General features: G+C 43.9%; 24 protein-coding genes and 4 pseudogenes. 6 read left to right on the top strand and 22 right to left on the bottom strand.

What is annotated here, in order from left to right:
- Positions 1-38: 38 nt before the first annotated feature.
- The 3 genes from ABUE36_RS02815 to ABUE36_RS02805 all read right to left on the bottom strand — a co-directional run bounded on the left by ABUE36_RS02815 (position 39) and on the right by ABUE36_RS02805 (position 1,646).
- Positions 39-167, bottom strand: a complete 129-nt coding sequence (locus ABUE36_RS02815) for a hypothetical protein (protein WP_421017095.1) — start codon at positions 165-167, stop codon at positions 39-41.
- 171 nt (positions 168-338) lie between these two features.
- Positions 339-749, bottom strand: a complete 411-nt coding sequence (locus ABUE36_RS02810) for a GNAT family N-acetyltransferase (protein WP_161001861.1) — start codon at positions 747-749, stop codon at positions 339-341.
- A 126-nt stretch (positions 750-875) separates the two neighbouring features.
- On the bottom strand, positions 876-1,646 hold the full coding sequence (locus tag ABUE36_RS02805) for a nucleoside phosphorylase (protein ID WP_161001860.1): 771 nt from the start codon (positions 1,644-1,646) through the stop codon (positions 876-878).
- 176 nt (positions 1,647-1,822) lie between these two features.
- On the opposite strand from ABUE36_RS02805, the gene ABUE36_RS02800 reads away from it, so the two are divergent.
- Positions 1,823-2,728 carry a metallophosphoesterase family protein gene (locus ABUE36_RS02800; RefSeq protein ID WP_421017094.1) on the top strand — a complete coding sequence of 302 codons (906 nt, stop codon included), beginning with the start codon at positions 1,823-1,825 and terminating at the stop codon, positions 2,726-2,728.
- A gap of 37 nt (positions 2,729-2,765) precedes the next feature.
- Positions 2,766-3,047, top strand: a complete 282-nt coding sequence (locus tag ABUE36_RS02795) for a hypothetical protein (protein ID WP_161001858.1) — start codon at positions 2,766-2,768, stop codon at positions 3,045-3,047.
- Positions 3,048-3,053: 6 nt separating this feature from the next.
- Here ABUE36_RS02795 and ABUE36_RS02790 read toward each other — a convergent pair whose 3' ends face one another.
- Positions 3,054-3,569: a GNAT family N-acetyltransferase gene (locus tag ABUE36_RS02790; RefSeq protein ID WP_421017093.1), complete on the bottom strand. Its 516-nt coding sequence runs from the start codon at positions 3,567-3,569 to the stop codon at positions 3,054-3,056.
- A gap of 16 nt (positions 3,570-3,585) precedes the next feature.
- Positions 3,586-4,038 (bottom strand): MarR family winged helix-turn-helix transcriptional regulator, encoded by a 453-nt coding sequence (locus ABUE36_RS02785; RefSeq protein ID WP_421017092.1) that lies wholly within the window; start codon positions 4,036-4,038, stop codon positions 3,586-3,588.
- 134 nt (positions 4,039-4,172) lie between these two features.
- Here ABUE36_RS02785 and ABUE36_RS02780 point away from each other — a divergent pair, with 134 nt between their 5' ends.
- On the top strand, positions 4,173-5,102 hold the full coding sequence (locus ABUE36_RS02780; protein WP_096109805.1) for an IS30-like element ISLpl1 family transposase: 930 nt from the start codon (positions 4,173-4,175) through the stop codon (positions 5,100-5,102).
- 15 nt (positions 5,103-5,117) lie between these two features.
- On the opposite strand, the pseudogene ABUE36_RS02775 reads toward ABUE36_RS02780, so the two are convergent.
- The 6 genes and pseudogenes from ABUE36_RS02775 to ABUE36_RS02750 form a co-directional block, all read right to left on the bottom strand.
- Positions 5,118-5,924, bottom strand: a pseudogene (locus ABUE36_RS02775) (PTS transporter subunit IIC); the annotation flags it as partial.
- A gap of 17 nt (positions 5,925-5,941) precedes the next feature.
- A complete protein-coding gene (locus tag ABUE36_RS02770; protein ID WP_161001696.1) occupies positions 5,942-6,394 on the bottom strand; it encodes a PTS sugar transporter subunit IIA in 453 nt (150 codons plus the stop codon).
- A gap of 25 nt (positions 6,395-6,419) precedes the next feature.
- Positions 6,420-6,821 carry a PTS sugar transporter subunit IIA gene (locus ABUE36_RS02765; RefSeq protein ID WP_421017091.1) on the bottom strand — a complete coding sequence of 134 codons (402 nt, stop codon included), beginning with the start codon at positions 6,819-6,821 and terminating at the stop codon, positions 6,420-6,422.
- Between the two features lie 26 nt (positions 6,822-6,847).
- Entirely contained in the window at positions 6,848-8,335 is a 1,488-nt protein-coding gene (locus ABUE36_RS02760; protein ID WP_421017090.1) for a BglG family transcription antiterminator, read from the bottom strand.
- Between the two features lie 549 nt (positions 8,336-8,884).
- The gene (locus ABUE36_RS02755; RefSeq protein ID WP_421017089.1) at positions 8,885-9,427 is read right to left on the bottom strand and encodes a DUF6994 family protein; all 543 of its coding nucleotides are present in this window, start codon (positions 9,425-9,427) and stop codon (positions 8,885-8,887) included.
- Positions 9,428-9,429: 2 nt separating this feature from the next.
- Positions 9,430-10,257, bottom strand: a pseudogene (locus ABUE36_RS02750) (IS30 family transposase); the annotation flags it as partial.
- Between the two features lie 103 nt (positions 10,258-10,360).
- On the opposite strand from ABUE36_RS02750, the gene istA reads away from it, so the two are divergent.
- Positions 10,361-11,584 (top strand): IS21 family transposase, encoded by a 1,224-nt coding sequence (istA, locus tag ABUE36_RS02745; protein ID WP_003555353.1) that lies wholly within the window; start codon positions 10,361-10,363, stop codon positions 11,582-11,584.
- Positions 11,585-11,593: 9 nt separating this feature from the next.
- Positions 11,594-12,331 carry an IS21-like element helper ATPase IstB gene (gene istB / locus ABUE36_RS02740; protein ID WP_014386885.1) on the top strand — a complete coding sequence of 246 codons (738 nt, stop codon included), beginning with the start codon at positions 11,594-11,596 and terminating at the stop codon, positions 12,329-12,331.
- Between the two features lie 11 nt (positions 12,332-12,342).
- Here the strand turns inward: istB and ABUE36_RS02735 are convergent, their stop codons facing one another.
- From ABUE36_RS02735 to ABUE36_RS02690, 10 genes and pseudogenes are all read right to left on the bottom strand, one after another.
- Positions 12,343-13,053 (bottom strand): CPBP family intramembrane glutamic endopeptidase, encoded by a 711-nt coding sequence (locus ABUE36_RS02735; protein WP_421017104.1) that lies wholly within the window; start codon positions 13,051-13,053, stop codon positions 12,343-12,345.
- 153 nt (positions 13,054-13,206) lie between these two features.
- Positions 13,207-14,403, bottom strand: a complete 1,197-nt coding sequence (locus ABUE36_RS02730; protein ID WP_421017103.1) for an MFS transporter — start codon at positions 14,401-14,403, stop codon at positions 13,207-13,209.
- Between the two features lie 75 nt (positions 14,404-14,478).
- A complete protein-coding gene (locus ABUE36_RS02725; protein ID WP_161002391.1) occupies positions 14,479-16,701 on the bottom strand; it encodes an alpha-galactosidase in 2,223 nt (740 codons plus the stop codon).
- Positions 16,702-17,003: 302 nt separating this feature from the next.
- On the bottom strand, positions 17,004-17,321 hold the full coding sequence (locus tag ABUE36_RS02720) for a hypothetical protein (RefSeq protein WP_161002390.1): 318 nt from the start codon (positions 17,319-17,321) through the stop codon (positions 17,004-17,006).
- Between the two features lie 31 nt (positions 17,322-17,352).
- Entirely contained in the window at positions 17,353-18,054 is a 702-nt protein-coding gene (locus ABUE36_RS02715; protein WP_161002389.1) for an SDR family NAD(P)-dependent oxidoreductase, read from the bottom strand.
- Positions 18,055-18,115: 61 nt separating this feature from the next.
- The gene (locus tag ABUE36_RS02710) at positions 18,116-18,439 is read right to left on the bottom strand and encodes a hypothetical protein (RefSeq protein WP_421017102.1); all 324 of its coding nucleotides are present in this window, start codon (positions 18,437-18,439) and stop codon (positions 18,116-18,118) included.
- 40 nt (positions 18,440-18,479) lie between these two features.
- Positions 18,480-19,454 (bottom strand): ABC transporter substrate-binding protein, encoded by a 975-nt coding sequence (locus ABUE36_RS02705; protein WP_161002387.1) that lies wholly within the window; start codon positions 19,452-19,454, stop codon positions 18,480-18,482.
- Positions 19,447-20,580, bottom strand: a complete 1,134-nt coding sequence (locus ABUE36_RS02700) for a DUF805 domain-containing protein (protein ID WP_421017101.1) — start codon at positions 20,578-20,580, stop codon at positions 19,447-19,449. Before ABUE36_RS02700 ends, ABUE36_RS02705 begins: the two co-directional genes overlap by 8 nt.
- 71 nt (positions 20,581-20,651) lie before the next feature.
- Positions 20,652-20,804 (bottom strand): annotated as a pseudogene (locus ABUE36_RS02695) (IS30 family transposase); the annotation flags it as partial.
- Between the two features lie 14 nt (positions 20,805-20,818).
- Complete coding sequence (locus tag ABUE36_RS02690; protein WP_096109805.1) at positions 20,819-21,748, bottom strand: IS30-like element ISLpl1 family transposase; 930 nt, start codon at positions 21,746-21,748, stop codon at positions 20,819-20,821.
- Between the two features lie 290 nt (positions 21,749-22,038).
- Between ABUE36_RS02690 and ABUE36_RS02685 the strand changes: the two genes are divergently transcribed.
- Positions 22,039-22,950, top strand: a complete 912-nt coding sequence (locus ABUE36_RS02685) for a proline-specific peptidase family protein (RefSeq protein ID WP_017260464.1) — start codon at positions 22,039-22,041, stop codon at positions 22,948-22,950.
- 552 nt (positions 22,951-23,502) lie between these two features.
- On the opposite strand, the pseudogene ABUE36_RS02680 reads toward ABUE36_RS02685, so the two are convergent.
- Positions 23,503-24,981: pseudogene (locus tag ABUE36_RS02680) on the bottom strand (ATP-binding cassette domain-containing protein).
- Positions 24,982-25,037: the final 56 nt, after the last annotated feature.

The following is a 25,037-nucleotide window of genomic DNA, read 5'->3' as shown; positions in this document are numbered from 1 at the left end:
CACCATAAAATCCTAACGAAAACGGTACGGAAACCTCATCAAAATTGAGCCATAAAAAAGAGCAGTCGTCTCACCTTTGATAAGGTGACGATTGCTCTTTTGTCGTTTCCACCACCACTTTTGCGGATCGGCAGGGGATGTTCATTGCCATGATGTTCTTTCAACATTGCAGTTACATCATGTTCGCTAAAAGTTTAAGACCAAAAACCATCTACAGTGAAACGGGACGGCCACATATCGTGACTGCCCCGCTTTTTAATCGCTTAATATTTTATAATTTATAAGTCCAAATCATCATCATTTTTCCTCTGTAATCGCAATGCATGCGTCGAATAAATTTAATACCGATTCTCCATCGTGAACGTGACCAAGTTTGCATCAGCCGCATCGCGAAAACCAACTGCGGTATAAAACCCGACGGTCTTCGGCTCGTTTTCAGTCAGCAAATGGACCTGCCCGATATTCTTCAGTCGCGCCATCGCTGTCATCATCAACTGTCGGCCGATCCCCTGTCGTTGGTATTCAGGCAACACCAAAACATCTTGAATAAAGGCAATCGACACCTCATCAGTCACATAGCGTAGCAACCCCACGAGCTTTTCGCCATCGAACGCCGCAAGGTTGACTGAATGCGCAATCGCTGTCATCAGTGCTTCCGAATTTTGCGTATAGGCAATCCATCCGTTCGCTTTGTACAGTGTTACAACAGCCTGTTCGTCCATCGTCGAAACGGTTTTAATATTAATCATTTAATTGTCCTCCACTTTACTTAACGTCTCAGCAAAGTGCAGTTTTACGTTTGTCACACCCCATAGATAGTGACCTCCGAACTTCTTATTAATTTCATTATTGCGAAATCATTTTATGCATGTCCACTAATTTAATGGATCAGGTAATGCTAGTAATGTCGCTAATCCCAAACGTAGCGCCGTTTGTCGAGCCGAACGGCCCCAATCACGTTTATCATAGGCATCGGCATGAGCTAACGAATCAGCCGTAAAGAAAAACTGACCAAAATCGACACCGCGAAACTGGGCGCAAGCGGCCAACGCAGCACATTCCATTTCCACCGTTTGATAGCCTGCAGCGCGGTATTGATCAACCAACTTTTCAGTTTCCCGAAAGTACCCGTCTGTCGTCCACGTATTCACGCGGGTAATCGTCTCATGGTGCTGGCTGATAGTTGTCTCAATTGCCTGCTGCATTACCGGATTCAATGTTACCGTCGTGTCTGCAGGCAAATAATGATAGGATGTCCCTTCATCGCGCAACGCATTCATTGGCAACAAGAAGGCACCCTCAGCGTGATCTGTTAACACGCCACAACTGCCCATACTGATAATTTGCTTAACACCGTGCCCAATCAAATAATCCAAAATCTGCGTCGCAGCGGGAGCTCCGAGTGGCGCCTGCATCACTGTCAATTGCTGACCATTAACTGCAATTCGCAAAATCGGAAATTCTCTGGTAATACAGCTAAACGTTCCTATCTCGGCTGGATGATATGGTCGTAAAAAAGTTACCAAGTCTGCGGTTTCTACAAATGCAAATAGACACTTCGTTTCCGCAATGATTTCGGGGTCTTCATGCGGATCGGTGACGCCCACCTGGTTTGTGTCAAAGTTAAATAATGGTGATTCTGTCATCGTCCTCATCCCCTCATCGAATTTTAATGTTAAGATTACACTTAACTTGATTATTCGTCTACCTCGTTGCAACTTTTTGATTGCAAGTTTGCAAACGGTCAGTAAACTAAAGGCAGAGTGTAAAGATCCAACAGGCACTCCATAATCAGACATTTGAAGAGAGACGGAGGTATGACATGGATTATCGAATTGCGGTGTTATCAGACAGTCATGGTAATGCATCGGCATTGAGTGTTGCCCTCAGTGACGCGAAAAAGCATGGTGTCGATGAAGTGTGGTCACTGGGTGATATTGCACTTGGCGGCGCGACATCAGCGGAATGTTATGACTTATTGGAACAAGTTGGCGCTACTCAGTACCTTATGGGCAACTGGGAAAGTGACTACAACTTTATCATGGGCAAACCGAAAAAAGGTGTGAACTTTGACGATCCCACTGATGTTTACTTCACCATTTTGGCCCAGTATGAGCATGCCCGCTACACGCCTCAACGAGAGGCGCAGTTACGTAATCTACCTATGACCGGTCGAAAAGTTCTTGATAATCTCGTTTTCACGATGTCACATAATCTCCCGACTAAGAATCACGGTCACTCGCTATTTCCTACTGAAACACAAGCAAACTTCGACGTCCTCACCGAAAATAATCCCGCCGCAGATGTGGCCCTTTACGCGCACACGCATACGCCCGTTTGGCGATATACCTCAAATGGTCAGATGGTATTGAATCCCGGTTCCATCGGTCAAATCTGGTTTACCCGCGATAAACTGTTGGCCAATCGTGCAGCCAGTTACCTATTACTCACAATCTCAGAAAAAGGCATTGAAGACGTTGATTTTCGCCGTGTCCCGTATGACATGGACGGCGAATTGCAGCGTGCCAAAGACCTGCACTTCCCATATGTCGATTTATATCAAAAACTGATGTTCACCGGGCACGCCTCAACTCATGATGCCGCTACCCTAACTAAGGTCAACGCAGAACATCATTATCGTGAGCAGGCCATCGAATTTCTAAACAGTTTACCGACTCCTGAAAGTCAGGACAATGCTGATGATATGCCAGGTAAAGGTGACCATTAGACTGATTTAAATTTTTTGATGAAAGGCGGCTATAACTATGAACGATGAAGAACTAATCCAGCTTGGCTTATCTGGTAAAGCTCCCTTAAAAGTAATCCTGGCCGGCTGGACTGAGTCGAACACAGATGGTCAAAAGGTTGGCGTGGTCGGTTTGCTTTATGTCACAACTGACGTTCAGCGGGCCCAACAACAGCTCACTCACCTGCGCAAACAGAACCCGGAACATTACTATATGGTTTACAGTGTGCCTTATGATACGGATTTATCGACTCTATCCCACTGGCCAACGCTTGAAATTGAGCCAGAAGATCTCGCTTAGTTTAGGTTACAGCGTGCGTTTCATAATCAGGTCGCGCTGGACGGAGGAACCGAGTTGGAATACGTGGTCGCCGGCTAGTTGGAACCCGATTTTATGATAGAATTTGCGAGCTGCATCATTGTGTTCCCAAACGCCTAGCCACAGTGCACTTTTGTGCAAATCTTCGGCAGTGGTAACTGCCTGATTGAATAATTGCGTGCCCAATCCTTGACGCTTAAACGTTGGCAGAATGTAAATCCGTTGTATTTCTAGCGCATCTGCCCCCATTTTCTCCGTTTGTGCCTCGCCAACGTTCAGTTTGAGATAACCCGCAACCGCCTGATCTACTTTAATAAAGTAGAACCAGGATTCCGGATTATTGATTTCTGTCAACAATTGATCAACTGAGTAAGCGCGGTCAAGATAGTCTTGTAAATCGGTCGAGCTGTTTTCAGAGCCAAATGTATCTTGAAACGTTGCGCAACTGACCTCACGTAGCGTTGTTACGTCTTGTGGTGTGACTGCTGCTATTTGTACTGTCATAAATCCTCCATGGTTGTTAGTAATCTCGTGGGACGCCCGCTTTGACAGACTTCCAGTCTTCGTTAACGTTAACGGTCATGCGTTCTAAAAGAGTGGCCAACTGTTGGGCCTCTGCTTTTGAAAAGCCTTGCAGGGCCTTGTCAGTCGAATACGCATTTTCCCGTTTGAGTCGTGGATAAACGGCCGTTCCTTTTGCCGTTGGGTAAAGTTCATAATTTTTAAGGTTTGTTTCGCTGTGTTGACGTGTAATAAAACCATTGTTAACCAGCTTTTTTATCGCCTGTGACACCGTCGTGTGATCCACCATTACGAGTTCCGCCAACCGCCCCTGAACGATGCCGGGATTTTCGCAGATTCTCACAAGATACAGATACTGGCCTTTGGTAAGGTCGATGTTCTGGAAATCAATATTAGAAATCGCATCTAATGCACGTGAAATTTTACCGATAGAACGTAATACATCTTCCATATTTCTCTCCTGTTAACTAGTTTGTTATGAAGATTAGTAGATTGTAAAATTAATCCGAACGCTGTTCGGACAAAAAAGATCAGCTTCCTTTAAAATGGTGTTTACAACAAACCCATCTTTTAGGAGCTGATCTTTTGTCTAGTATAACCTATTCCGAACGAATTAAAATCGAAACCTTTTGTGAACTAGGGCTGTCCAATATCCAAATGGGCGTTCGGCTGAACCGATCACCGTCAACAATTTCTTATGAATTATCTCGATGTCAACCTTATCAGGCTGAATTAGCACAAACAGATGCCGAATACAAGCGATCACGATGTGGTCGGAAAACTAAGCTGAGCGATGAGTTAAAGCAAACAATTCTCAACCATTTACATCTAAGCTGGTCACCAGGAATGATTGCTCACGAATTTAAACTAGCGACTAAATCTATTTATAATTGGCTAAATCAGGGGAGAATTGGTTTCTCCTTGAATGATCTACCTGAACATGGCGTACGCCAACGGCGTAACGTTGACCAACGATCCAAATATAATCAATCTTTGGGGCGATCGATTGAACAGCGTCCCATGATGATTAATCAACGTAATCGCATCGGTGATTTTGAACTAGATACCGTCGTTGGCCCTCGTGGGCATAGTAAGGCAGTTTTATTAACTTTAATCGATCGCAAATCACGGTTCCTTTGGGCATATCGGTTAAAGGACCGAACGACAGCGAGTGTTAATGAAGCACTGACTAAGTTCCTAACAACTTTTAATGGACCGGTGCACAGTTTTACTGTGGACCGTGGTACTGAGTTTAGTGGGCTAGTATCATTTGAATCACAATATGGTATTAAGACCTATTACTGTCATGCTTATACGCCAGCTGAACGTGGTAGTAATGAACGCTTTAATCGGAATTTACGTTATTTTTATCCTAAGGGGACTCGTTTTGAGCACATTAGTGCTCAAGATTTAACGACGACGTTACTCCAAATTAACCAGAGACCGCTTAAAATACTTGACTGGAAAACACCGTATCAGGTTATGCTGACCAATTTGTCCAAAAATTCGGATTAAATTTGCAATCTACCTCAAACCTTCCATCAACAAGGAAACCATCCGCGGCATCAATAACAAGACAGCCGCGGTGTTAACTCCGAGTTGAAGAGTTTTAGCAACTGAGTAATGTGCTAAAGCACCAATAACTAGTCCAATCACCAAACCAATCACCGTTGAATCACCAAAGATTCCCATCCGCTTTTGGACAGTTTCCGGTGTGATCTTAACCTTGTTAATTCCAGGAATACGGTCAAACAACCAGTTTAATGGTAAGGCCATCAAGAAACCAGGTGCTGAGGCCCCTTGAGGAAATGAAATGCCTTCCAGCCCGTAGTATTTTTGAACTGTCGGCGCAGCTAAATCCGCCAACAAGTAAATCAGCATGACATGAACAATCATGGTGAATAATCCTAAAGCAAAATCATGTGTCACAACATAGACAAGTGAACCAGTAAAGGCAATGTGCCAGTAATTCCAAACATCGACGTCCAATGTTTTCGTCAAACCAACTAGTAGCAAAATGACGTTTGCAATAACACCAACTGGAATCGCCAAACTACCTAAAACAGTTCCGTAGGCAATGGCAGATGCTGCAGGCCAACCAATATCAATAGATGTCAGATGTAAACCAAAGTTTTTAACCATCGCTTGAGCGGCTGGTCCCAGGTTTTTAGTCAACAGACTGATGACCAAGTTCAGACCAACAAATCCAACTCCGACCGTTAATCCAGCCTTAAATGCCTTACCGGGTTTGATACGCAAAATAAGTGCAAAAATAAATAATAAAACTGGGAGCATAACGCTCGCTCCTAAATTAACAAACCACTGTAACGCTGCCATTACAATTCCTCCAATAATTAATCAATCTCTGCTTGTTTCATAATGTCTTTGAAGTCAGCAGTAGTACTAATCGTCGTCAACTTCTTCATTAGGTCATCATTCTGGAATAATCCCATTAACCGTTGTAGCATCGCTAACTGCAAATCAGGATCATTTAATGCCAACATAAAAATCAATTTGGCTGATACATCAGCGTTATCACCCATTTGATTGAAATGAACTGGTTCCTTCAATTGAAGAAAGCCAATTTGTGGTTTAATCACATGAACCGCGTCCGTATGTGGAATGGCTACCCCCATCGATGGTGCAAGCAATCCCGTTGGAAATTGCTTTTCACGGCTTAAAATACCTTCTTTAAAACTTGATTTAACTACGCCAGCTTCTTGTAATGCATCGGCTAACGTTGTTAAGGCTGTGGTTTGATCAGCTATCGACTGGCCGAATAAAATCACATCTTTATCAAAATACACGTGCGACTACCCCTTTCATGTCTTCTCATTGCAGTAATGCTCGAACATCAATCAATGAGTTTTGTTTTACTAACTTTTTCGTCACTTCGTCGTCGGCTAGTCGCGTCAATAATGTCGTGAACTGTGGATCTGTTTGCGCCGCTGAGGCTGTCGGCGTTGCTAGCATAACGATCAGTCTGATGGTCGGTAGCTGCCGCCAATGTTGTGGCGTTTGCAGCCAACCAATTAGAACCGTGTTCCTAAGAACAACGGACCCCACAGCGTGTGGCATCAAAATTTGTGGCGCAATCATGGTCATCCCCTGTGCCTCGCGTTTAACGATTAAATCCGTAAACGCGTCAACATCACTGACACGCTGTAACTGGACCAATCGCTGCGCCATTGTTTGAAACGTGTCTAGAGAACTGGCCGAGGGTGATAGTGACATGAAAAATAGCTCTTGCGAATCAATCATCAGCTGTCCCTCCGTTCAATCCAATTAGCGACCTGATCCCGATCGGCCTTGGTAAACATTGCGCTAACCATCACCACACTAGTGTCTTCGGCCGGTGTTACGTTGACTGTCGTGATAATAAGGTCAATGTGCCCGTAATCAGCAGCATGCTTTAAATACCCGTCTTTTGAAACAACGGCCACCACATCCAAGTCTGGGAAGGCCTTCTGAACTTTCACTCGGATCAGTTGTGACGTCCCAACACCGCTGGCACACATGATGAGGATTCGTTTGGCCGGCTTGGCCTGTTCTAGATACTTCGCAAAGTACAAGGTAATAAAACCACTTTCGTCAGCACTAATCGCGGCTGGCAAAGCAAATTTCGTTTGCGCCTCACTGGACAGCTGCTTAACTTGAGCGAGCTCCTCAGGATACTCAGACCCAATCTCCTTCAATAAATGGTTGGCTACCGAAATGCCGTTTTTCAAACGATTGACCATTGGTTTGATATGGTTCCGTAAATCCGCAACCAATGCAGTTCGATCCACGGCGCGACCATTAAAATCAAAGCCATCAACGTAGAACACAACAAGTTGATCAACCAACTGATCTTCATGCGTCGTACTCGGCAATTCACGATCGTACCGCATTGAGACCATGTACTGAAGCAGGTAAAAATCTTCGATGGCAGGCAATGTTGTGTTGAGATAGCGGCCAATTTTACCGATGATTTCTCGAGCCACTTCTGCAAACTTAGGATTGCGCTCCGTCAACGCTTTTTGGTCAGTAGTTAATCGATTCTGCTCCGGATCATCAACTACCTTCCCCTCACGAAAACGACTCATCAAAATATAGAGATGCGAAAAAATATTTATGTTATACGGGTAAGGAATCGTTAGCTTCAATGAACGCTCCAAGTATTCAAGTTGAGCGATTAAAAACCGTTCATCAAACGATGACAGCTCATGGAAATCGTCGATAAAATCATCGATGCTTTCTTTGTCCATGAGGTCACCCTTGTTAATCGTATTTCGAATTGCCTGACGAATGTTTGGTTCGGGACCAGTTATTGATAAACGACGATAGCGATGCTTTAGTACCAGTCCAAACGACAACGCTAACTTATTCATCAAGGAAATATCGTTTTCAATCACCGTTTCACTCACGTAATAATGCTCATACAAGCGGTCAACATTTAAATCAAACGGAGCGTTGAACAATAACTCCAGTAAAATCCGGTTACGTCGTTCGATTGGTGAATAGTCCAAGGTATTATCCACGCTGGTATTCCGTTCATAAATATACCGATCGTAATTTAGGCGATACCCCCTTCCACGTACTGCCTCAATGACATCACCAGACTCTGAACTATCATTAATGCTACGGACATTTCGATAAATCGTTTTAGTAGATGTGTTGGTGACCTCAGAAAGCTTGTGGGCAGTGATGTAATCGTTTTGTCGCATCAAAATATCAATCAAACCTTGTTGCTGATCATTTAACTGCATAAACGCCCCACCCCTTTTAATATAATAGGCTAGAAAAAGTATCCGCTTTCACAAGATAGTGTCCTTTGCAAGGGACAATTTCATAAAACATCAGCGAGATCTCTTTTCGAATGTTCATACTTTCACTTGTAAAGAAAGGTTCTATGAACCGTTCCGGAACAGTCTTGTGAACCTCTATTTTGCCTGACGCATTCGAAGCCTCGCAATTATTTAGCTTAACGATTGATCACCATATAAAGATAAAGTGCACAAAAAAAGCTCTCAGTCTCTATTTGATAACTGAGAACCTCACTTTATTCAGGATTTTTTTCTATACGCTTTGTATATTTACAGCAAAAAACAATTACAATACTACTTGTGTAATTGCATTCATCTTACCCCCCCTCATCTAATCATTCAGGATACTGTTTAAATTCACTAACAGAATATTTCTTACGTTTTCTTCGCTTCGAATTGGTTGAAATATTTTATATGTTTCTGATTTGAAAATATTATTTAAAAAAATGATTAAACTTGTGATAATTCACAATTGCTACTAACTTACTATTTCTAAGCCCTAGCCAGTCCGTACTTATTTGTTAAATACTTGGATCTTTCAAATATTCGTTTATTAGACTGTTGTACTAGCCTTTCCGCGTTCACCTTGTTTTCGGGAAAAGTTATTAATTCCACATTATTAATTAAGTCTGCCGATGAGTTAAAAGCGGTACCTGTTAATAGATTAATAACATGCTGATTTTCATCGACAAACCCATTCAGGTCATAAAAGTTAATAAAACCAGAGAAGTTAACAAAAAGGTCTAAAAAGACTGAAAAACAATCAAATGCTTTAATTCGATATGGCTTCTTTTCATAGTAGTTTGACAAATCCAGCAGAAACAAATCCGGTCTGTCATACATCGTATTGGCCCGATTAACATTGATGCTTCGACCCTGACCGGAAATAAAGGTATCCTTTTTTACTATTTCTACATTTTTGGGAAATAACATATGCCCACCAATAAGACGTGAAATCTTCAAGACTTTCCGGACTTCATCAATAGAAAACTTTCCTTTTTTCTTAAGACGCCTTCGTGAAATGGTAGATTGCAAATTTAATCCGAATTTTTGGACAAATTGGTCAGCATAACCTGATACGGTGTTTTCCAGTCAAGTATTTTAAGCGGTCTCTGGTTAATTTGGAGTAACGTCGTCGTTAAATCTTGAGCACTAATGTGCTCAAAACGAGTCCCCTTAGGATAAAAATAACGTAAATTCCGATTAAAGCGTTCATTACTACCACGTTCAGCTGGCGTATAAGCATGACAGTAATAGGTCTTAATACCATATTGTGATTCAAATGATACTAGCCCACTAAACTCAGTACCACGGTCCACAGTAAAACTGTGCACCGGTCCATTAAAAGTTGTTAGGAACTTAGTCAGTGCTTCATTAACACTCGCTGTCGTTCGGTCCTTTAACCGATATGCCCAAAGGAACCGTGATTTGCGATCGATTAAAGTTAATAAAACTGCCTTACTATGCCCACGAGGGCCAACGACGGTATCTAGTTCAAAATCACCGATGCGATTACGTTGATTAATCATCATGGGACGCTGTTCAATCGATCGCCCCAAAGATTGATTATATTTGGATCGTTGGTCAACGTTACGCCGTTGGCGTACGCCATGTTCAGGTAGATCATTCAAGGAGAAACCAATTCTCCCCTGATTTAGCCAATTATAAATAGATTTAGTCGCTAGTTTAAATTCGTGAGCAATCATTCCTGGTGACCAGCTTAGATGTAAATGGTTGAGAATTGTTTGCTTTAACTCATCGCTCAGCTTAGTTTTCCGACCACATCGTGATCGCTTGTATTCGGCATCTGTTTGTGCTAATTCAGCCTGATAAGGTTGACATCGAGATAATTCATAAGAAATTGTGTAAAAGGCACCCGTAAAATGTAGGAAAACGGCAGGTTAGAACTGTTGGTTTTCCTACATTTTTTGTATCATGAATCACATCAGAGTGTAGGAGGAATTTGATGTGAGACGTGATTTAAGAGAAGGAGTGACGATTTACGTGACTGAAAATATTAAGCCTAACTTCGCCGAGATTGCCCGGCAATATAATGTTGATTATCGAACCGTTAAGAAAGCCTATGAGGAAGTCAAAGCTGGACTTAAGGGCCGACCAAGTGGTCGACCGAAACGGCCAAGTTTACTGGATCCATTCAAGCAAACCATCGATTCAAAGCTTGAACTAAATTGTTCGGCTGCTTCAATTTTTAAATTTATCCAGAAGAAGGGCTTTACCGGCAGCTATACCCTCGTGAAAGATTATTGTCGCCAAACCCGCCGAGAACGAGTTAAGAAAGCTACCATTCGGATTGAACATTCCCCTGGTCTCTCTGCTCAAGTTGACTGGAAAGAAGAAATGGCCCTAGTGAGCAGCGAGGGTGAGCTGTTTAAATTCAATATTTTCTTGTATGTATTGCCTTATTCAAAACTCAAATATATGACACTAACCTTTGATCGGAGCCAAGATACCCTCTTTTCTTGCTTACACGACGCTTTCCTTCATACCGGAGGTATTCCGACGGAAATCTGGTTTGATAATATGAAAACCGTTGTGGATCATACAAAATCCCAGTTTGGCCACGCTGTCTTTAACGAACGGTTCCACGAATTCTGTAAAGATGCCGGTTTCACACCAATTGCTTGTCGACCATTCAGACCACAAACTAAAGGTGCAGTTGAAGCCCTTGCTCGCACGGTTGAACGTTTACGGCCATACAATACTGAATTTGCTGATGGAACTGAGCTAATCGAACTAGTTCATATGCTCCGAGATGATCTAAATCATGAAACTTCGCAGGCCACGGACGAAGTCCCGTACCTGAAATGGTTAGACGAAGAAAAAGAGTACCTTCATCGCGTTCCAGTTAATCTCCTTGAACCATACTTCGAAGAAAACATTACCCGTGTCGTTTCGAAGGAGGCCATGATCAATTTCCGCAAATGTAAGTACTCAGTAGATCCGCGATACATTGGTTGTACGGTTGCTGTTGAAATCTCCAATGATGAGCAGCGCATTCACATTTATTATAACGGAGAAGAAATTCGTACGCACTCCATAACTACCAATTCGCTGAATTATGACCCCCAAGATCAGTTCAATATCCTCAAATCTGATTTGCTTAAAGGGCGGACAGATGAAGACATTTCAGCTTACATTCGTGAACATATGACTGATTACGACAACTTATAGGAGGCTACCATGACCACTAATAATCAAATTCTTTTAAATAATCTTGAGCGCTTAGGGTTAAACAAAATCCGTGAATACTTGCCGAATTACCTTGATCAAATTCACACTGATAATCTGTCATTAACTGAGGCGCTAATTGATTTAACTAATTCGGAACTCCAGAATCGACACGAAGGTCAGATTGCACGGGCCATTGGCCGTGCTCGGTTCCCCAATACAAAATCCCTAGATACATTTGATTTTAGCTTTCAACCCAGTATGAATCGCCAAGAGGTTCTGGAATTCCAGAATCTGGCTTTTATGGAAAAGTCTGAAAACTTAATCTTTATTGGCAATCCGGGAGTCGGTAAAACCCACTTGGCAATTAGTATTGGGATTGAGGCCTGTAAACAGGGCTGTCGGGTTCTCTTTATTAATTGTCATGAGCTGTTGATTAGATTGAGAGCAGCTTACGAAAAAGGACTGCTTGATCGATCTCTAAGCCGCTATTCGCGCTATGACCTATTAATTATTGATGAAATTGGGTATTTGCCAATTGGTCACCAAGAAGCTAACCTCTTATTTCAGCTAGTCAATGCCCGCTATGAAAAGCATTCAACGATCATTACCAGCAATAGTGATCTATCCGCTTGGGTTGATATTTTCCAGAACCCAACTGTGACAGCAGCCATTCTCGATCGCTTGGTTCATCATGTTCACGTAGTGAAGATCACTGGTAAATCTTACCGATTACGTGGCCTCAAGTAACTGCCGAAAACCTACATTTCTTTCTGCCGAAAACCTACATTTTTAAACTGCCCTTGACAAGTAACAATTATTACAGGAACAACTGTCGTCTCCAGTTGCATGCCATGACTGGGACCTGCTATGCCCGGAAAGTCTTGTAACGCATGCGTTACGATGGCAAACCAAAGATTTCCTGTTCTCAGATATATTGCCGCAAAAAGGGCGCCTACAGCTGTCGCAGTAAGCATTTGTTCTGATGTTGCCAGCCATGATTGTTGCGTTAAATTGAAAAGGTGCGTCGAACCAAATAATATACTGCTAACCATTACGCCAAAAAAGATTTGATGTTTTCCAGAAAAAGCTCTAATGGCCAACGGCAATAGCATACCGCGAAAAATGTATTCTTCAGTGAGACCCACAAACATCGCTAAAACAAAAGCACTTAAAACAGCAGTGACGCGACCATCTCTGATTGCAAACCCAATCACCACGATTGCCAGCAAAGCGCGAAAAATACCATACCAGTTGATCCACATTAATTTATGCGGCGAAAGAGTCGATGTCAGTCCAATCGGTTGATTTAGCCACCCCAGATTCAGTAATAGTGGACCAGCTAAAAGGATGACTTCCCACATCGTCGCTCCCACAATCGAATGCGGGCTTGCCGCAAATTTTGAAATTCCCAATACCAGCCAAAGGACTAAAACTGGTGCCAACAATTGGACCCATTTATTTTTGAGCATTGTAAACATCCCCTCACTATTTTTCTTATCGTGAGATTAGTGTATTCTCGGCCGCTAAAAAAGCCCAGTAATCCGTGTTCATTACTGGGCTAAGAATCCTAGACACCTGTCATGTCAGCGTTTAGAAGGCTCAATGGAGATCCTTTAATTGGTTTAACGCGATGTTCTGGAAGAAGTTTGACGACGATGACTCGCCGTTATTGCAATCGCAAACGCGCCAATCGTTATCACGACTAAGAGCGACCCAAGTAAAAAGAATGTCTTCGTCCCCACCGAATCATGTGTAATTGCACTCAGTACCTTGATGCCATATGGCGCGAGCAAGGCGCCTGAATTAGTGCCTACTAGCAATACGGCTGCAGTCAACGTTTCGGAGTTTGGCGATGAAACTGTTGAAACACTATTGAACATGTGCGCGGCAATTAATGGATATGCAATTCCAAACACCCAAGCACCGAATAATGTTAGCCAGAATGTGTGTGAAATTGCCATGACCAGCACGCCGATGCTCAAACAGGCTAACCCAATCGGTAAAATATAACGACTCAACGCCTTGTAAATCTGCCCGTATGAAATGGCAGCGAGGACGCCAATAATCGTCATGGAGCCGGTGATAAGTCCCGCCTGACCAGCGGTGCCATAACCGACACCGGTGACAATAAACGGCAAGTGAACAAGAATGGCAATGTGGATCATCAACAAAAAGAAGAAAAAGATGGCTAGGCCAACGACTTGCCGGTTAATGTGTTGATGAATCTTGTCACCTTGTTGTTTAGCTGAAACTGCCTGCGGGTTTTGTGGTTCAGGGACCACTACGTAAAAGAATATCGCAACGATAAAGGCCGCTGCATAAACCCAAAACGTGGCATGCCAACTAATCGAAATTAAATAACTGGCGATAAAAATCAACAATGATTGACCCAGGTTTTCAAATGCACTGCGAAAGCCCATCAAATTGGCCTTTGTTTTTCCATCGTACATAAACCCGATCATACTAACAGCCAATGAATTGAACATCCCCAAACCAACGCCTAGCACTAAACGTGATCCAAAAATCACAGGATAACTATTCGAGAATGCTGGCACAATCCCCGCCGCACCAGCAATAATTAGACCGATCAAGGTCGTACTCTTATTGCCAATTTTGGCGGCAATCGATCCACTCAGCAATACCATAATCATGACGGAAAACGCTGGCAATGTTGCTAATAATTCGATTGACGCCTGACTAACGTTTGGGAACGCCTTTTCCATGGCTGGCAAACTAACTGAAATCACATATGCGGAAGTTAAGACTAACGAAATCGACAATAAAGCAAACTTGGCTACCCACGATTGTTTTCGAATCATCAATACCGCCCCCTCGGGTTAAAACAGTGCTCAAACGGACATTTGATCCCTCCAGTAATTTCTCAATTGACTCATTTATTTAGCATGTACAACGTATAGATCCGCGTGAAAATCGAAAGTTTGATCACGATTATCACCGCGTTCCGCAAATAATTCTGGAATAAAAATCCCGGCGTTCATCAATTGGCGGCCTGAAAATTCACCCTCAAAGCCGTCTACTGTATATTGAAAATCAGGATTCAAGCCGGCAAACTTCAAGCGACGGTAGGCTGGGTTAGGCTCTGCCAAAACTTGATAACGCCCTGCAATAGCCGTCTTTTGATCGTCACTGACAACCATCCAAGATGTCACGTTACCGTCGCCAGCATACGGACTCTGTAAACGGATGAACGTGCCTTGCTGGAATAGTAGCCGGTACCGTTTATAAAACTTGATCTGATCAACCACAGTCGCCTTTTCAGCCGGACTCATTTTACTAATATCCAGTTCATAGCCAAGTACACCAAAGTAAGCAACAGCTGCACGGGTTGCCAGTGAGGTCACGCGGCGATCCTGATGGTTTGGTACAGCAGAAACGTGGGCCCCCATCGTACTCAACGGATAGATCATTGAAGTGCCCCACTGAATTTTGAGTCGTTCAATGGCATCTGTATCATCACTCGTCCATGTTTGTGGCGCATAGTACAACATACCAGCGTCAAAACGGCCACCGCCAGACGAACAGGATTCAAACAGGACATCAGGAAATGCCGACGTCAACCGTTCATACAATTGGTAGACGCCAAGAATGTAGCGGTGAGGGAGTTCTTCCTGTTGGTCCGCTGACAGCGCCAAACTAAACATTTCAGTAATGTGGCGGTTCATATCCCACTTAATATAGTCGAGGTGCGTCTCACGAATTGCCGCCGCCATTTGGTCAAACAGATAATCGATTACTTCCTGACGAGAGAAGTCGAGCACAAACTGGTTGCGGGCCGGTGTCATTCGCCGATCCGGCACATGAATGGTCCAATCTGGATGAGCCGCATATAGCTTACTTTCCTTAGAAATCATTTCCGGTTCAAACCATAGACCAAATTGAAGGCCCAAATCGTGAATTTTATTGGCCAACCCACTTAATCCGTTTGGCAGCTTGGCAAGGTTGACTTGCCAATCGCCTAAGGAAGTCTTGTCATCGTTTCGTTTGCCAAACCAACCGTCATCGAGCACAAACAGTTCAATTCCCAACGACTTTGCCGATTTCGCAATAGCTAAAAGTTTTTGCTCATTGAAATCGAAATAGGTTGCCTCCCAATTGTTAATGAGAATTGGCCGTGGTTCTTTGACCCACCGTTTTGAGATCAAATGATTGGTTAAGAAGCGTTGAAATTGATGACTCATGCCGTTAAGACCGTCACTGGCAAATGTCATCATTACCTCAGGCGTTTGAAATTGCGTATGTGCTTTGAGTTGCCAGCCGAATTCAAACGGATTAATGCCCATCGTCATCCGCGTGACGTTATAGGAATCGACTTCGACCTGCGCTAAGAAATTACCACTATAAACCAAATTAAAGCCATAAACGTCGCCGTTTTGATCCGTGGTCTGTTTACGGGCAAGTGCTAAAAACGGACTTTGTTGCGCACTGCTGGCATCTCGAGTACTGCTGATTGCTTGCACACCACGCGTTAGTGGTCGCCGATACAGATGACGTTCCCGCGCCCACGCACCAGACAATTGAATCATGTCATACTGATCGTCAGAAAAATCAACGCTCGCACTTAATGCCGCATCGAGTTTGACCGTCGATGTCCCCTTGTTTTCAAATGTCGTGCTTCGCACAATTACGTCCTCGTCTTCGAACACGCTGTAATTCAAGGTCATTTGCAAACCGCTCTGCCGTTCAAGTAAATGAATTCGCAACGTCTGAACGTGCTTGTCATCGACGTCAGCGCTGGCAGATGGCAAGGTGCCTAATTTTGGTTTCCCATCAATAATGTCATAATCTTGGTAGGCAAATTCAGAAATGCGAGCGCCATTATCGTAGGTGACCTGATAGGCAGGATACCGAAAATCGCCGTGACCGTAGCTTGGATATTCTTGCTTAATCATACTCAGCGTAACTTCAGGCTGTTCCGCCGTCAGTGTCGGTGTGATGGAACGAAATTCGCGATGACGAAAATCCGCGAAATTCACCTCGTCACCTAGTCGCGGTCCGTAATAATACTGGCCTATTTCACCGTTTTCCAACACTCCCATCAAATAGCTGGTATGCATTGTTTGCAAATTAAAATCGTGCCCCGTTACTGTGATGCTCATTGACAACAACCCCCTATAAGTCAATCAAATATTAACAGTCTTATGCTTTTAATTTTACACGTTTTGTAATCGCTTACAAAGATACTTATTTTAAATTCATTTTGTTATGCCGAATGCGACGTGAAGGCCGTTCAATAAGTTACTTTACCATGATCACAGGCACGGATCTTTACGGTTATCGACAATGAAACAACTAGCGTCTGACCTGAAACGACTCAACCCGTTCTACACAAAAAACGTGGCATAAAATAAACGCCACGTTTTCTATCTTTAAATCAATTGTTATTTTGCATCCAGAATGGTTAAACAGTTTTGTACAGTGCCACCCCAGCAGCGCGCGCTTTCTGTTCTAGTGCGGTTGCTAATGCCTGCCATTCGTCCATGGATAAATAGGCCCCATCGACATTAACTGCGTGACCATCAACAATGGTCGGAATCATTTCCGGATACACATCTATAAGGGTAGCTAAATCCGCTTTTGATAACGCCATCAACGTTTGGTAATACGCTGTTGCTAATACATATGCGTTTGTCGTGCGCCACTTATCGCCAGGCAGTTCACCTTCACCAGCGTGACGTGCATTGCGAATTTGATACCATAACCGACTGTGTTTTGGCATCCTCATCACCTCAATCAGTTACAAACAGACTTTAAAATGGTAAGACACCGTCAGCGCCAATAAGCTTGCCGTCCCAATCGGATTCCTTATGTTGATCAATTTTTTGAATTAAATCAACGGCGGTTGCAACCGGCGCACCCTTTCGTGCTGGGTTGCTGGCAATTGGTCCTGGGGTCACCGCACGGAAATGAACCTCACCTTGAAGTTCATTTTGAAGCAAAACCGTCATCGCATTGACACCCATTCGGGAAATCCGTTGCCCTAATCCAGTTGTTGGCGTGCTGGCAGCAAAATTAGCAAACGTTGCCAGTTCGTCTGACATGCTAATCACCATGCCATCATCAGCTGCCTTGAGCCAAGGTAGCATCTGTTGCGTAACTAAATAGGTCCCCAGAACGTTCACATCGAATGTTTGATGAAGGCTTTCGGAGTCTTCATGACTGGCCTGGATATCGTGATCGTCAAACACGCCAGCGTTGTTAATCAACAAATCCAGTTTGCCAAACTGCTCACCAATCCACTGCCCCGCTTGCATAACACTGCCATGATCCATCAAATCAATCTGCAATAACCGTGCCTGACCGCCATCGGCCCGTAATTCGTCGACAACATCCAACCCACGATTTAGGTCCCGGGTTCCCACCAGAACCAAGTCACCATCTTCAACATACTTCTGTGCCAGTGCCAACCCAATACCGCGAGTCGCACCAGTAATCAAGACACTTTTACTCATTTAAGTTTGCTCCCAATCATTCTCACTTTGTTGTTCCAAACTAATTGATCTCATTATGCCACTATCCAACAAACGCTGCCCACACGACCAATACAAGCTCGAGTAAACCGCGCAAAACATGGGACCGCCAGTTAATCGTATCATGCTGTTTGCGGTCAATCAGATAATAGACTGTCGATACCACGACACACCCCACAAACAGCAGTGCGGCGCCTAACAGGCGATTGTCACTAAATAAAACCTGACACAAGATGAAAATACCGCCGACTAACAGCCATAATTGATATTCACGTGAAGGGCGGGTCTTCTTTCGTTGTGCCGCAATAATAATCCAAATACCGTATATTGCCACGGCAAACGTTGTGATGAAATTCAAAACTTTCATTAACATAGTTTTCCTCGTTCGTTGTGTGCCAAGCACACTTTTATTTGTCAGCTAATAAGGTCGAACGATAACGCCCAACAGTCGCTAATCGTAGTCCTTGGTTCTTAGCTAATAACCAACTGCGCACATTGCCGATGGATTGGTTGCTGACGGTCGTTGCTGTGGCAAAATGTGGCAGTGCCAAAGCGTTTAGACCATCCCCTGGATAACCGAGCTTGGTAACCAAAATCTCTTGATAATCCATGGTGCTGGGATGTGCATTGATGTAATCCACCGCTTGATTATAAGCCCGCATGAATCCTTGAACCGCCGCCTCATGATTTTTCAACATGCTATTACCAAACACAATTCCGGTATCGGCCTGATCGGCAGTCGTCTGGGCCAGCGTTCGTGCCCCTTGCCGTCGCAACAAGCTTGCATTGGGATCTGTTAAGCTAACTGCACTCGCAGTATGGTTATTAGCGGCACTCATCAGCTCAGTTTCACTACCAGTCGTTTTCAACGTGACGTTCTTATCCGTTAATTTAGCCTGTGCTAGAAGCAGATCCGTCGCATAAGCTTGCGTTGAATTGGCCAATGTCCCGACTGTTTTATTTTTCAGTTGTTTCAATTTAGTCACGTTATCATCCGTCGTCATCAACGCCGTGTAATTCGTGGCGTTGCCAACTACCTGACTCGTCGGGTGTGTACCACTAGTCATCATTAGCTCTGGCAAGCCACTAATGGCGCCTTCAAACTGATGCGTGCTGATGCCGCTGACCCGATCGTCAGCCGCCGAAACATTAGTCAAAGTCACGCGCAATTTGGCCTGCGTGAAATAACCGCGCTCTTCCGCCACATAGAGCGGTAAGGCGTCCACCGACTGACCAACAGCAAAATTAATGTTGGTTGGTTTTGTCGCTGGTGCACTGACCCTTTGTGTTGAACGACCACATGCCGAAACAATTACGAGTAACGTAGCGAGAGCCGTTAAAGTGACCATGGTCAGCCACGATTTATGTCGACGCTTAGACATGATCATCACGATCCTCGGATGTATCGCTTGATGGCACGCTAGTTTCACTTGTGGCTGTGGACTCACTAGAAGCAACGGTCGATGGTTGTGGATAGAAAACTTCAACTTGCGCCGCACTTGTGGCAGACTGTGGATAAAAGACCTCTACTGAAGCCTGTGAAAGAGCCGCCGAACCACTAGCCGTTTGTTCACTTTCAGCGCGGCTATCGATACTAGCAGTAGGCACTGCTGGGCGCCCATCTGCGGCGGGATATTTCGTTTGACCGTCCTTAGCCGGCAGTAGTGACAACAAGAGTAAGATCAAACTTCCAACAGAACCGGCCAAGTATAAGAACACCCACCAAGCACTTAATTCTTGATCGTGTAAGCGTCGTGCCGTTAGTGAAACGATTGGAAATACAATCAAGAAACCGACTACTAGACCAACTGGAATAATGAAAAGACCCAATCCGTTCAGCACACTTGGATCAAACGTCGGTGATTGTATGCTTGGATTTAATTGCAGCGTATTCCCACGGTTTACGAGTAATGAAACAAAAATGCGCACGGCGACAATTAAAAAGATGGTCAGAGAAAGCAAAGCGCCTGCAATCAAGCTGAAAATACTCCATGTCACTCTCGCCCATAGGTAGTTGCCTCGTGACACTGTGTCGTGAAAATTAAACATATTACGCCATGTGTACCCAAAAGCATTACTCAAAATGCCGCTTACATGTCCGCGATGGTTAACCTCTAAACTTGCTGGGCCGTTATCGACGCTCATCATGTTGTACCATGGCGCACGTGGGTCTTTTTCAACTTCTGGTAATGCGTGTAAAACAATCATGTGCACACCAGGAACCAGCATCAACCACTGATAGTGACCAGACAAACTTAAACTATGTAACCGACGAACCGACATACTTAAATATTGTAAAAACTGAGCCAGAAAGAAGAAGTTTTCCAACCAGTGGGCCGGAAGCGCAATTCCGTCACTCAATCCCGTTGCACCTGATAAGATTGTACTAACCACGATACTGGCAACCACCATGCCAATAATGGCGGCCCAGAAATCACGTCGGCGTGTCTTACCGCGATAATTAAAAATTTGTTGCCAACTGGCAATATAGTTCGCCCAAATATTCATGTCAGTTTATCCTCTCTTAACCGTGCACTTACTTAGTTATTTGCAAGTTCACTCTCTGGTAGATTGCAAATTTAATCCGAATTTTTGGACAAATTGGTCAGCATAACCTGATACGGTGTTTTCCAGTCAAGTATTTTAAGCGGTCTCTGGTTAATTTGGAGTAACGTCGTCGTTAAATCTTGAGCACTAATGTGCTCAAAACGAGTCCCCTTAGGATAAAAATAGGTAGATTGCAAATTTAATCCGAATTTTTGGACAAATTGGTCAGCATAACCTGATACGGTGTTTTCCAGTCAAGTATTTTAAGCGGTCTCTGGTTAATTTGGAGTAACGTCGTCGTTAAATCTTGAGCACTAATGTGCTCAAAACGAGTCCCCTTAGGATAAAAATAACGTAAATTCCGATTAAAGCGTTCATTACTACCACGTTCAGCTGGCGTATAAGCATGACAGTAATAGGTCTTAATACCATATTGTGATTCAAATGATACTAGCCCACTAAACTCAGTACCACGGTCCACAGTAAAACTGTGCACCGGTCCATTAAAAGTTGTTAGGAACTTAGTCAGTGCTTCATTAACACTCGCTGTCGTTCGGTCCTTTAACCGATATGCCCAAAGGAACCGTGATTTGCGATCGATTAAAGTTAATAAAACTGCCTTACTATGCCCACGAGGGCCAACGACGGTATCTAGTTCAAAATCACCGATGCGATTACGTTGATTAATCATCATGGGACGCTGTTCAATCGATCGCCCCAAAGATTGATTATATTTGGATCGTTGGTCAACGTTACGCCGTTGGCGTACGCCATGTTCAGGTAGATCATTCAAGGAGAAACCAATTCTCCCCTGATTTAGCCAATTATAAATAGATTTAGTCGCTAGTTTAAATTCGTGAGCAATCATTCCTGGTGACCAGCTTAGATGTAAATGGTTGAGAATTGTTTGCTTTAACTCATCGCTCAGCTTAGTTTTCCGACCACATCGTGATCGCTTGTATTCGGCATCTGTTTGTGCTAATTCAGCCTGATAAGGTTGACATCGAGATAATTCATAAGAAATTGTTGACGGTGATCGGTTCAGCCGAACGCCCATTTGGATATTGGACAGCCCTAGTTCACAAAAGGTTTCGATTTTAATTCGTTCGGAATAGGTTATACTAGACAAAAGATCAGCTCCTAAAAGATGGGTTTGTTGTAAACACCATTTTAAAGGAAGCTGATCTTTTTTGTCCGAACAGCGTTCGGATTAATTTTACAATCTACTTCTTAATAAACATTTGCCTATTGCCTTAACCGTTCGTAAAACACGAAACTATCGGCATTACCTTTAAGTTTAACCAAAAATAGACCTGTTTGCACAAATATTCGCCGATTTCACGTCCATTTATTAGTAAATTGATGAACACCATCAGAAACGTGATAAACTAGTGACATTACATGAAGGAGGCTGACCCCATGAAACAAGGAACCACCATCATGACACTCGACAACGGGTATCACTTATGGACTAACACTCAAGGCACGGGCGACATTCACTTACTATGTCTGCACGGTGGCCCTGGTGGCACACACGAATACTGGGAAAACTTTGCTGAGGAACTTGGCAAACAAGGCTTGAACGTGACCGTTCACATGTACGATCAACTAGGTTCATTTTACTCAGACCAACCCGACTACTCAGACAAGGCAACTGCTGACAAATACCTCACTTACGAATACTTCTTGGATGAAGTTGAAGAAGTACGTCAAAAGCTTGGCATCGACAACTTCTACCTTATCGGTCAAAGCTGGGGTGGCCTGTTAGTTCAAGAATACGCTGCTAAATACGGCGACCACTTGAAGGGCGCGATTGTTTCATCAATGGTTGATGAAATTGATGAATACGTCACCCACATTAACAAGGTTCGTGAAGAAGCATTACCTGCAGAAGAAGTTAAGTTCATGCAGTCTTGCGAAGCTAAAAATGACTATGACAACGACCGCTACCAGGCAGATGTTGATGTCTTAAACCGTGGCTACGTTGACCGCAAACAGCCACCGGCAATCGCTCATTTGATTTCAACGATGGCAACGCCCGTTTACAACGCCTTCCAAGGTGACAACGAATTCGTTATTACCGGTAAGTTGAAGGACTGGCATTTCCGTGATCACCTTAAGGACATCAAAGTCCCAACGCTATTAACGTTTGGTGAGCACGAAACTATGCCATTAGACACAGCGCGGACCATGCAAAAGCTGATCCCTCACGCTCGTCTTGAAACAACGCCAGATGGTGGTCACCACCACATGATCGATAACGCTCCTGTTTACTTCGATCACTTGGCCAAGTTCATCAAGGATGTTGAAAGTGGCAACTTTAACGATTAATTTTTAAATTCAATAGTAATAAACAAGCAGGCGGCAAATCCCTTACATTGGGACTTGTCGCCTGTTTGCTTACGCTTGCGGTTGTCCAAATTGAATACCGCCGTGGGACCAGTTCACGCCTCCTAAAGTTCGGAGTCGTTCACCTCGCCGCGAAGCCGAAACCCACGTCTTCACGACCGTCCCGTGCTGTAAATTGGGCTTAAAAACGCCCAATTAACACCACCTTCACGGCTTGTATTCAATTTTGACGCCCTCCAGCTCACATTGGTTTTTTATATTGAACACTCGTTCTAACAATCACACTAGTCAGTGATTTGACACTTGAGTGAAGGCGACCAGCAACAGAGTTTCGTGTTAACACAACTTAATGGCATGATTTTCGCCATTTAGTTGTGTGGGACGAGCTTTGAGACCTTTAGGGCTCAAAGTCGATGTTGAGGACCGCGATTTCCAGCGGGCTGAAACGTTCCCCACGGAACGGCGTTGCTGAGCGCCGTAACGAAATATACCGCACGTGTGTTAGCACTGCTGGTTGAATGACAAGCAATAACATTAATAAGCATGAGGAATGTTTTCGAACTTGTTCAGCGTCATTTGCTGCGTACATGTTTCCTCAATGAAATGACGATCGTGATCAATCAAAACCATCGTGGGTCGTACTTGCTGAATCAACGTTTGCAACTGTTCACGAGCATCAATGTCCAAATAGTTAGTCGGCTCATCCCAAATCAGCATTTCATGTGGTTCACTCAAGCTCACTGCTAATGCAGCCTTCTTCATTTCGCCCATGCTCCATTCGCTGGTCGGGGCTTTTAATCTTGGACGTGACACACCTAACTGATGCATTAAATTCCAAACGGTCGTTTCATCATGATGATCACGCCATTGGTCAAATGAACCGTCCGTGATAAAGTCCGTAAACTACTGAGATAAATAACCAATGTCCTGAGGCAAGTCATTCATCAAATAGCCATCGTAAGCTAATTTTTCCTGTCCTCGTAACAAATTCAGAAAACTAGTTTTACCCACGCCATTGGGGCCAATGATTGCTAAGCGGTCGCCCCTGTGAAAATCCAACGAAACGGGTTGAAATAGCGGTCCGTTTTGCCGTTTAACGCTGAAGTCCCGCAAACTGAACAACAACTGTCCGCCTGAAGTTTGTTGAACATTGGTTCGCAATCTATCCACCTGATCGACATCGTTCATTAAACCTTTCCGCTGCTCAATTGCGATATCTGTTCGGTGTTCAAACACCTTCGCGCGGGACATTAACTTCTTAGCCATCCGCCGACTGGAAGAATCATTTGACTCACGTTCACGCTTCTCAGCCCATTCACGCTGAATATTGGCACGGCTCGATAACTGCTTGATGCGATGCTGTAAATGCTCGTTTTGCGTGATCGCTGCATTGTCACGTCGCTCTTTATCAACCTGCCAGTTTTCGACATTGCCCGCCACTAAATCCACTGAGCTCCGATTTAATGACATAACGTGATCCACGAACAGATTCAAAAAACTTTCATCATGACTGACACAAATGAAACCTTGTTTTTGTCTCAGATAAGCGCCGACGACCTGACGACCTTCAATATCCAAATGATTTGTCGGTTCATCAATTAACGGAAAGTCGTTTTCGTTAACGAATCCACGAGCCAGTAACACCCGCGTTTGTTCGCCACCACTGAGCGTATCAAACAAACGTTGCTCATAGCTTTCATCTAGCCCAATCCGATCCAACTCCATGCTGGCCTGCCATTCTTCGGCACCAGTTGATGTCATGATTGCCATGACTGTTTGCGACCGATTAATCGCTGCATCGGGAAAATAATTGAACGTCACCGGATTTTTAATCAAGCCATGACCGGACAACTGACCTCGCAATAAATTCATGAAGGTCGTTTTGCCACGGCCATTACGGCCAATCAAACCTAATCGCCAAGTTGTATCGAGATTGAGCGATAACTTATCAAATACCGGCGCATCAGCGCCAGGATAACGGAACGTTAATTGGTCAATTTGAATGGTACTCATTCGACCACCTGCTTTTATATCTATTTAGTTTTGTTTTAGATAGTGCGGTTAAATGC

It is taken from the genome of Furfurilactobacillus cerevisiae (assembly GCF_048961765.1).
GTDB lineage: Bacteria > Bacillota > Bacilli > Lactobacillales > Lactobacillaceae > Furfurilactobacillus > Furfurilactobacillus milii_A.
The sequence above is the reverse complement of the archived record's forward strand: the minus strand, read 5'-3'. Positions and strand labels throughout refer to the sequence as shown.

Excerpts from the sequence above, each read along its gene's own strand:
- ABUE36_RS02795 (WP_161001858.1), top strand. The coding sequence starts at position 2,766 with ATGAACGATGAAGAACTAATCCAGCTTGGCTTATCTGGTAAAGCTCCC.
- ABUE36_RS02700 (WP_421017101.1), bottom strand. The coding sequence starts at position 20,580 with ATGAATATTTGGGCGAACTATATTGCCAGTTGGCAACAAATTTTTAAT.
- ABUE36_RS02725 (WP_161002391.1), bottom strand. The coding sequence starts at position 16,701 with ATGAGCATCACAGTAACGGGGCACGATTTTAATTTGCAAACAATGCAT.
- ABUE36_RS02815 (WP_421017095.1), bottom strand. The coding sequence starts at position 167 with ATGTTGAAAGAACATCATGGCAATGAACATCCCCTGCCGATCCGCAAA.
- ABUE36_RS02760 (WP_421017090.1), bottom strand. The coding sequence starts at position 8,335 with ATGCAGTTAAATGATCAGCAACAAGGTTTGATTGATATTTTGATGCGA.
- ABUE36_RS02685 (WP_017260464.1), top strand. The coding sequence starts at position 22,039 with ATGAAACAAGGAACCACCATCATGACACTCGACAACGGGTATCACTTA.
- ABUE36_RS02735 (WP_421017104.1), bottom strand. The coding sequence starts at position 13,053 with ATGCTCAAAAATAAATGGGTCCAATTGTTGGCACCAGTTTTAGTCCTT.
- ABUE36_RS02805 (WP_161001860.1), bottom strand. The coding sequence starts at position 1,646 with ATGACAGAATCACCATTATTTAACTTTGACACAAACCAGGTGGGCGTC.
- istB (WP_014386885.1), top strand. The coding sequence starts at position 11,594 with ATGACCACTAATAATCAAATTCTTTTAAATAATCTTGAGCGCTTAGGG.
- ABUE36_RS02800 (WP_421017094.1), top strand. The coding sequence starts at position 1,823 with ATGGATTATCGAATTGCGGTGTTATCAGACAGTCATGGTAATGCATCG.
- ABUE36_RS02720 (WP_161002390.1), bottom strand. The coding sequence starts at position 17,321 with ATGCCAAAACACAGTCGGTTATGGTATCAAATTCGCAATGCACGTCAC.
- ABUE36_RS02790 (WP_421017093.1), bottom strand. The coding sequence starts at position 3,569 with ATGACAGTACAAATAGCAGCAGTCACACCACAAGACGTAACAACGCTA.
- ABUE36_RS02710 (WP_421017102.1), bottom strand. The coding sequence starts at position 18,439 with ATGAAAGTTTTGAATTTCATCACAACGTTTGCCGTGGCAATATACGGT.
- ABUE36_RS02765 (WP_421017091.1), bottom strand. The coding sequence starts at position 6,821 with ATGTCACTATCACCCTCGGCCAGTTCTCTAGACACGTTTCAAACAATG.
- ABUE36_RS02705 (WP_161002387.1), bottom strand. The coding sequence starts at position 19,454 with ATGTCTAAGCGTCGACATAAATCGTGGCTGACCATGGTCACTTTAACG.
- ABUE36_RS02715 (WP_161002389.1), bottom strand. The coding sequence starts at position 18,054 with ATGAGTAAAAGTGTCTTGATTACTGGTGCGACTCGCGGTATTGGGTTG.
- ABUE36_RS02730 (WP_421017103.1), bottom strand. The coding sequence starts at position 14,403 with ATGATTCGAAAACAATCGTGGGTAGCCAAGTTTGCTTTATTGTCGATT.
- ABUE36_RS02810 (WP_161001861.1), bottom strand. The coding sequence starts at position 749 with ATGATTAATATTAAAACCGTTTCGACGATGGACGAACAGGCTGTTGTA.
- ABUE36_RS02785 (WP_421017092.1), bottom strand. The coding sequence starts at position 4,038 with ATGGAAGATGTATTACGTTCTATCGGTAAAATTTCACGTGCATTAGAT.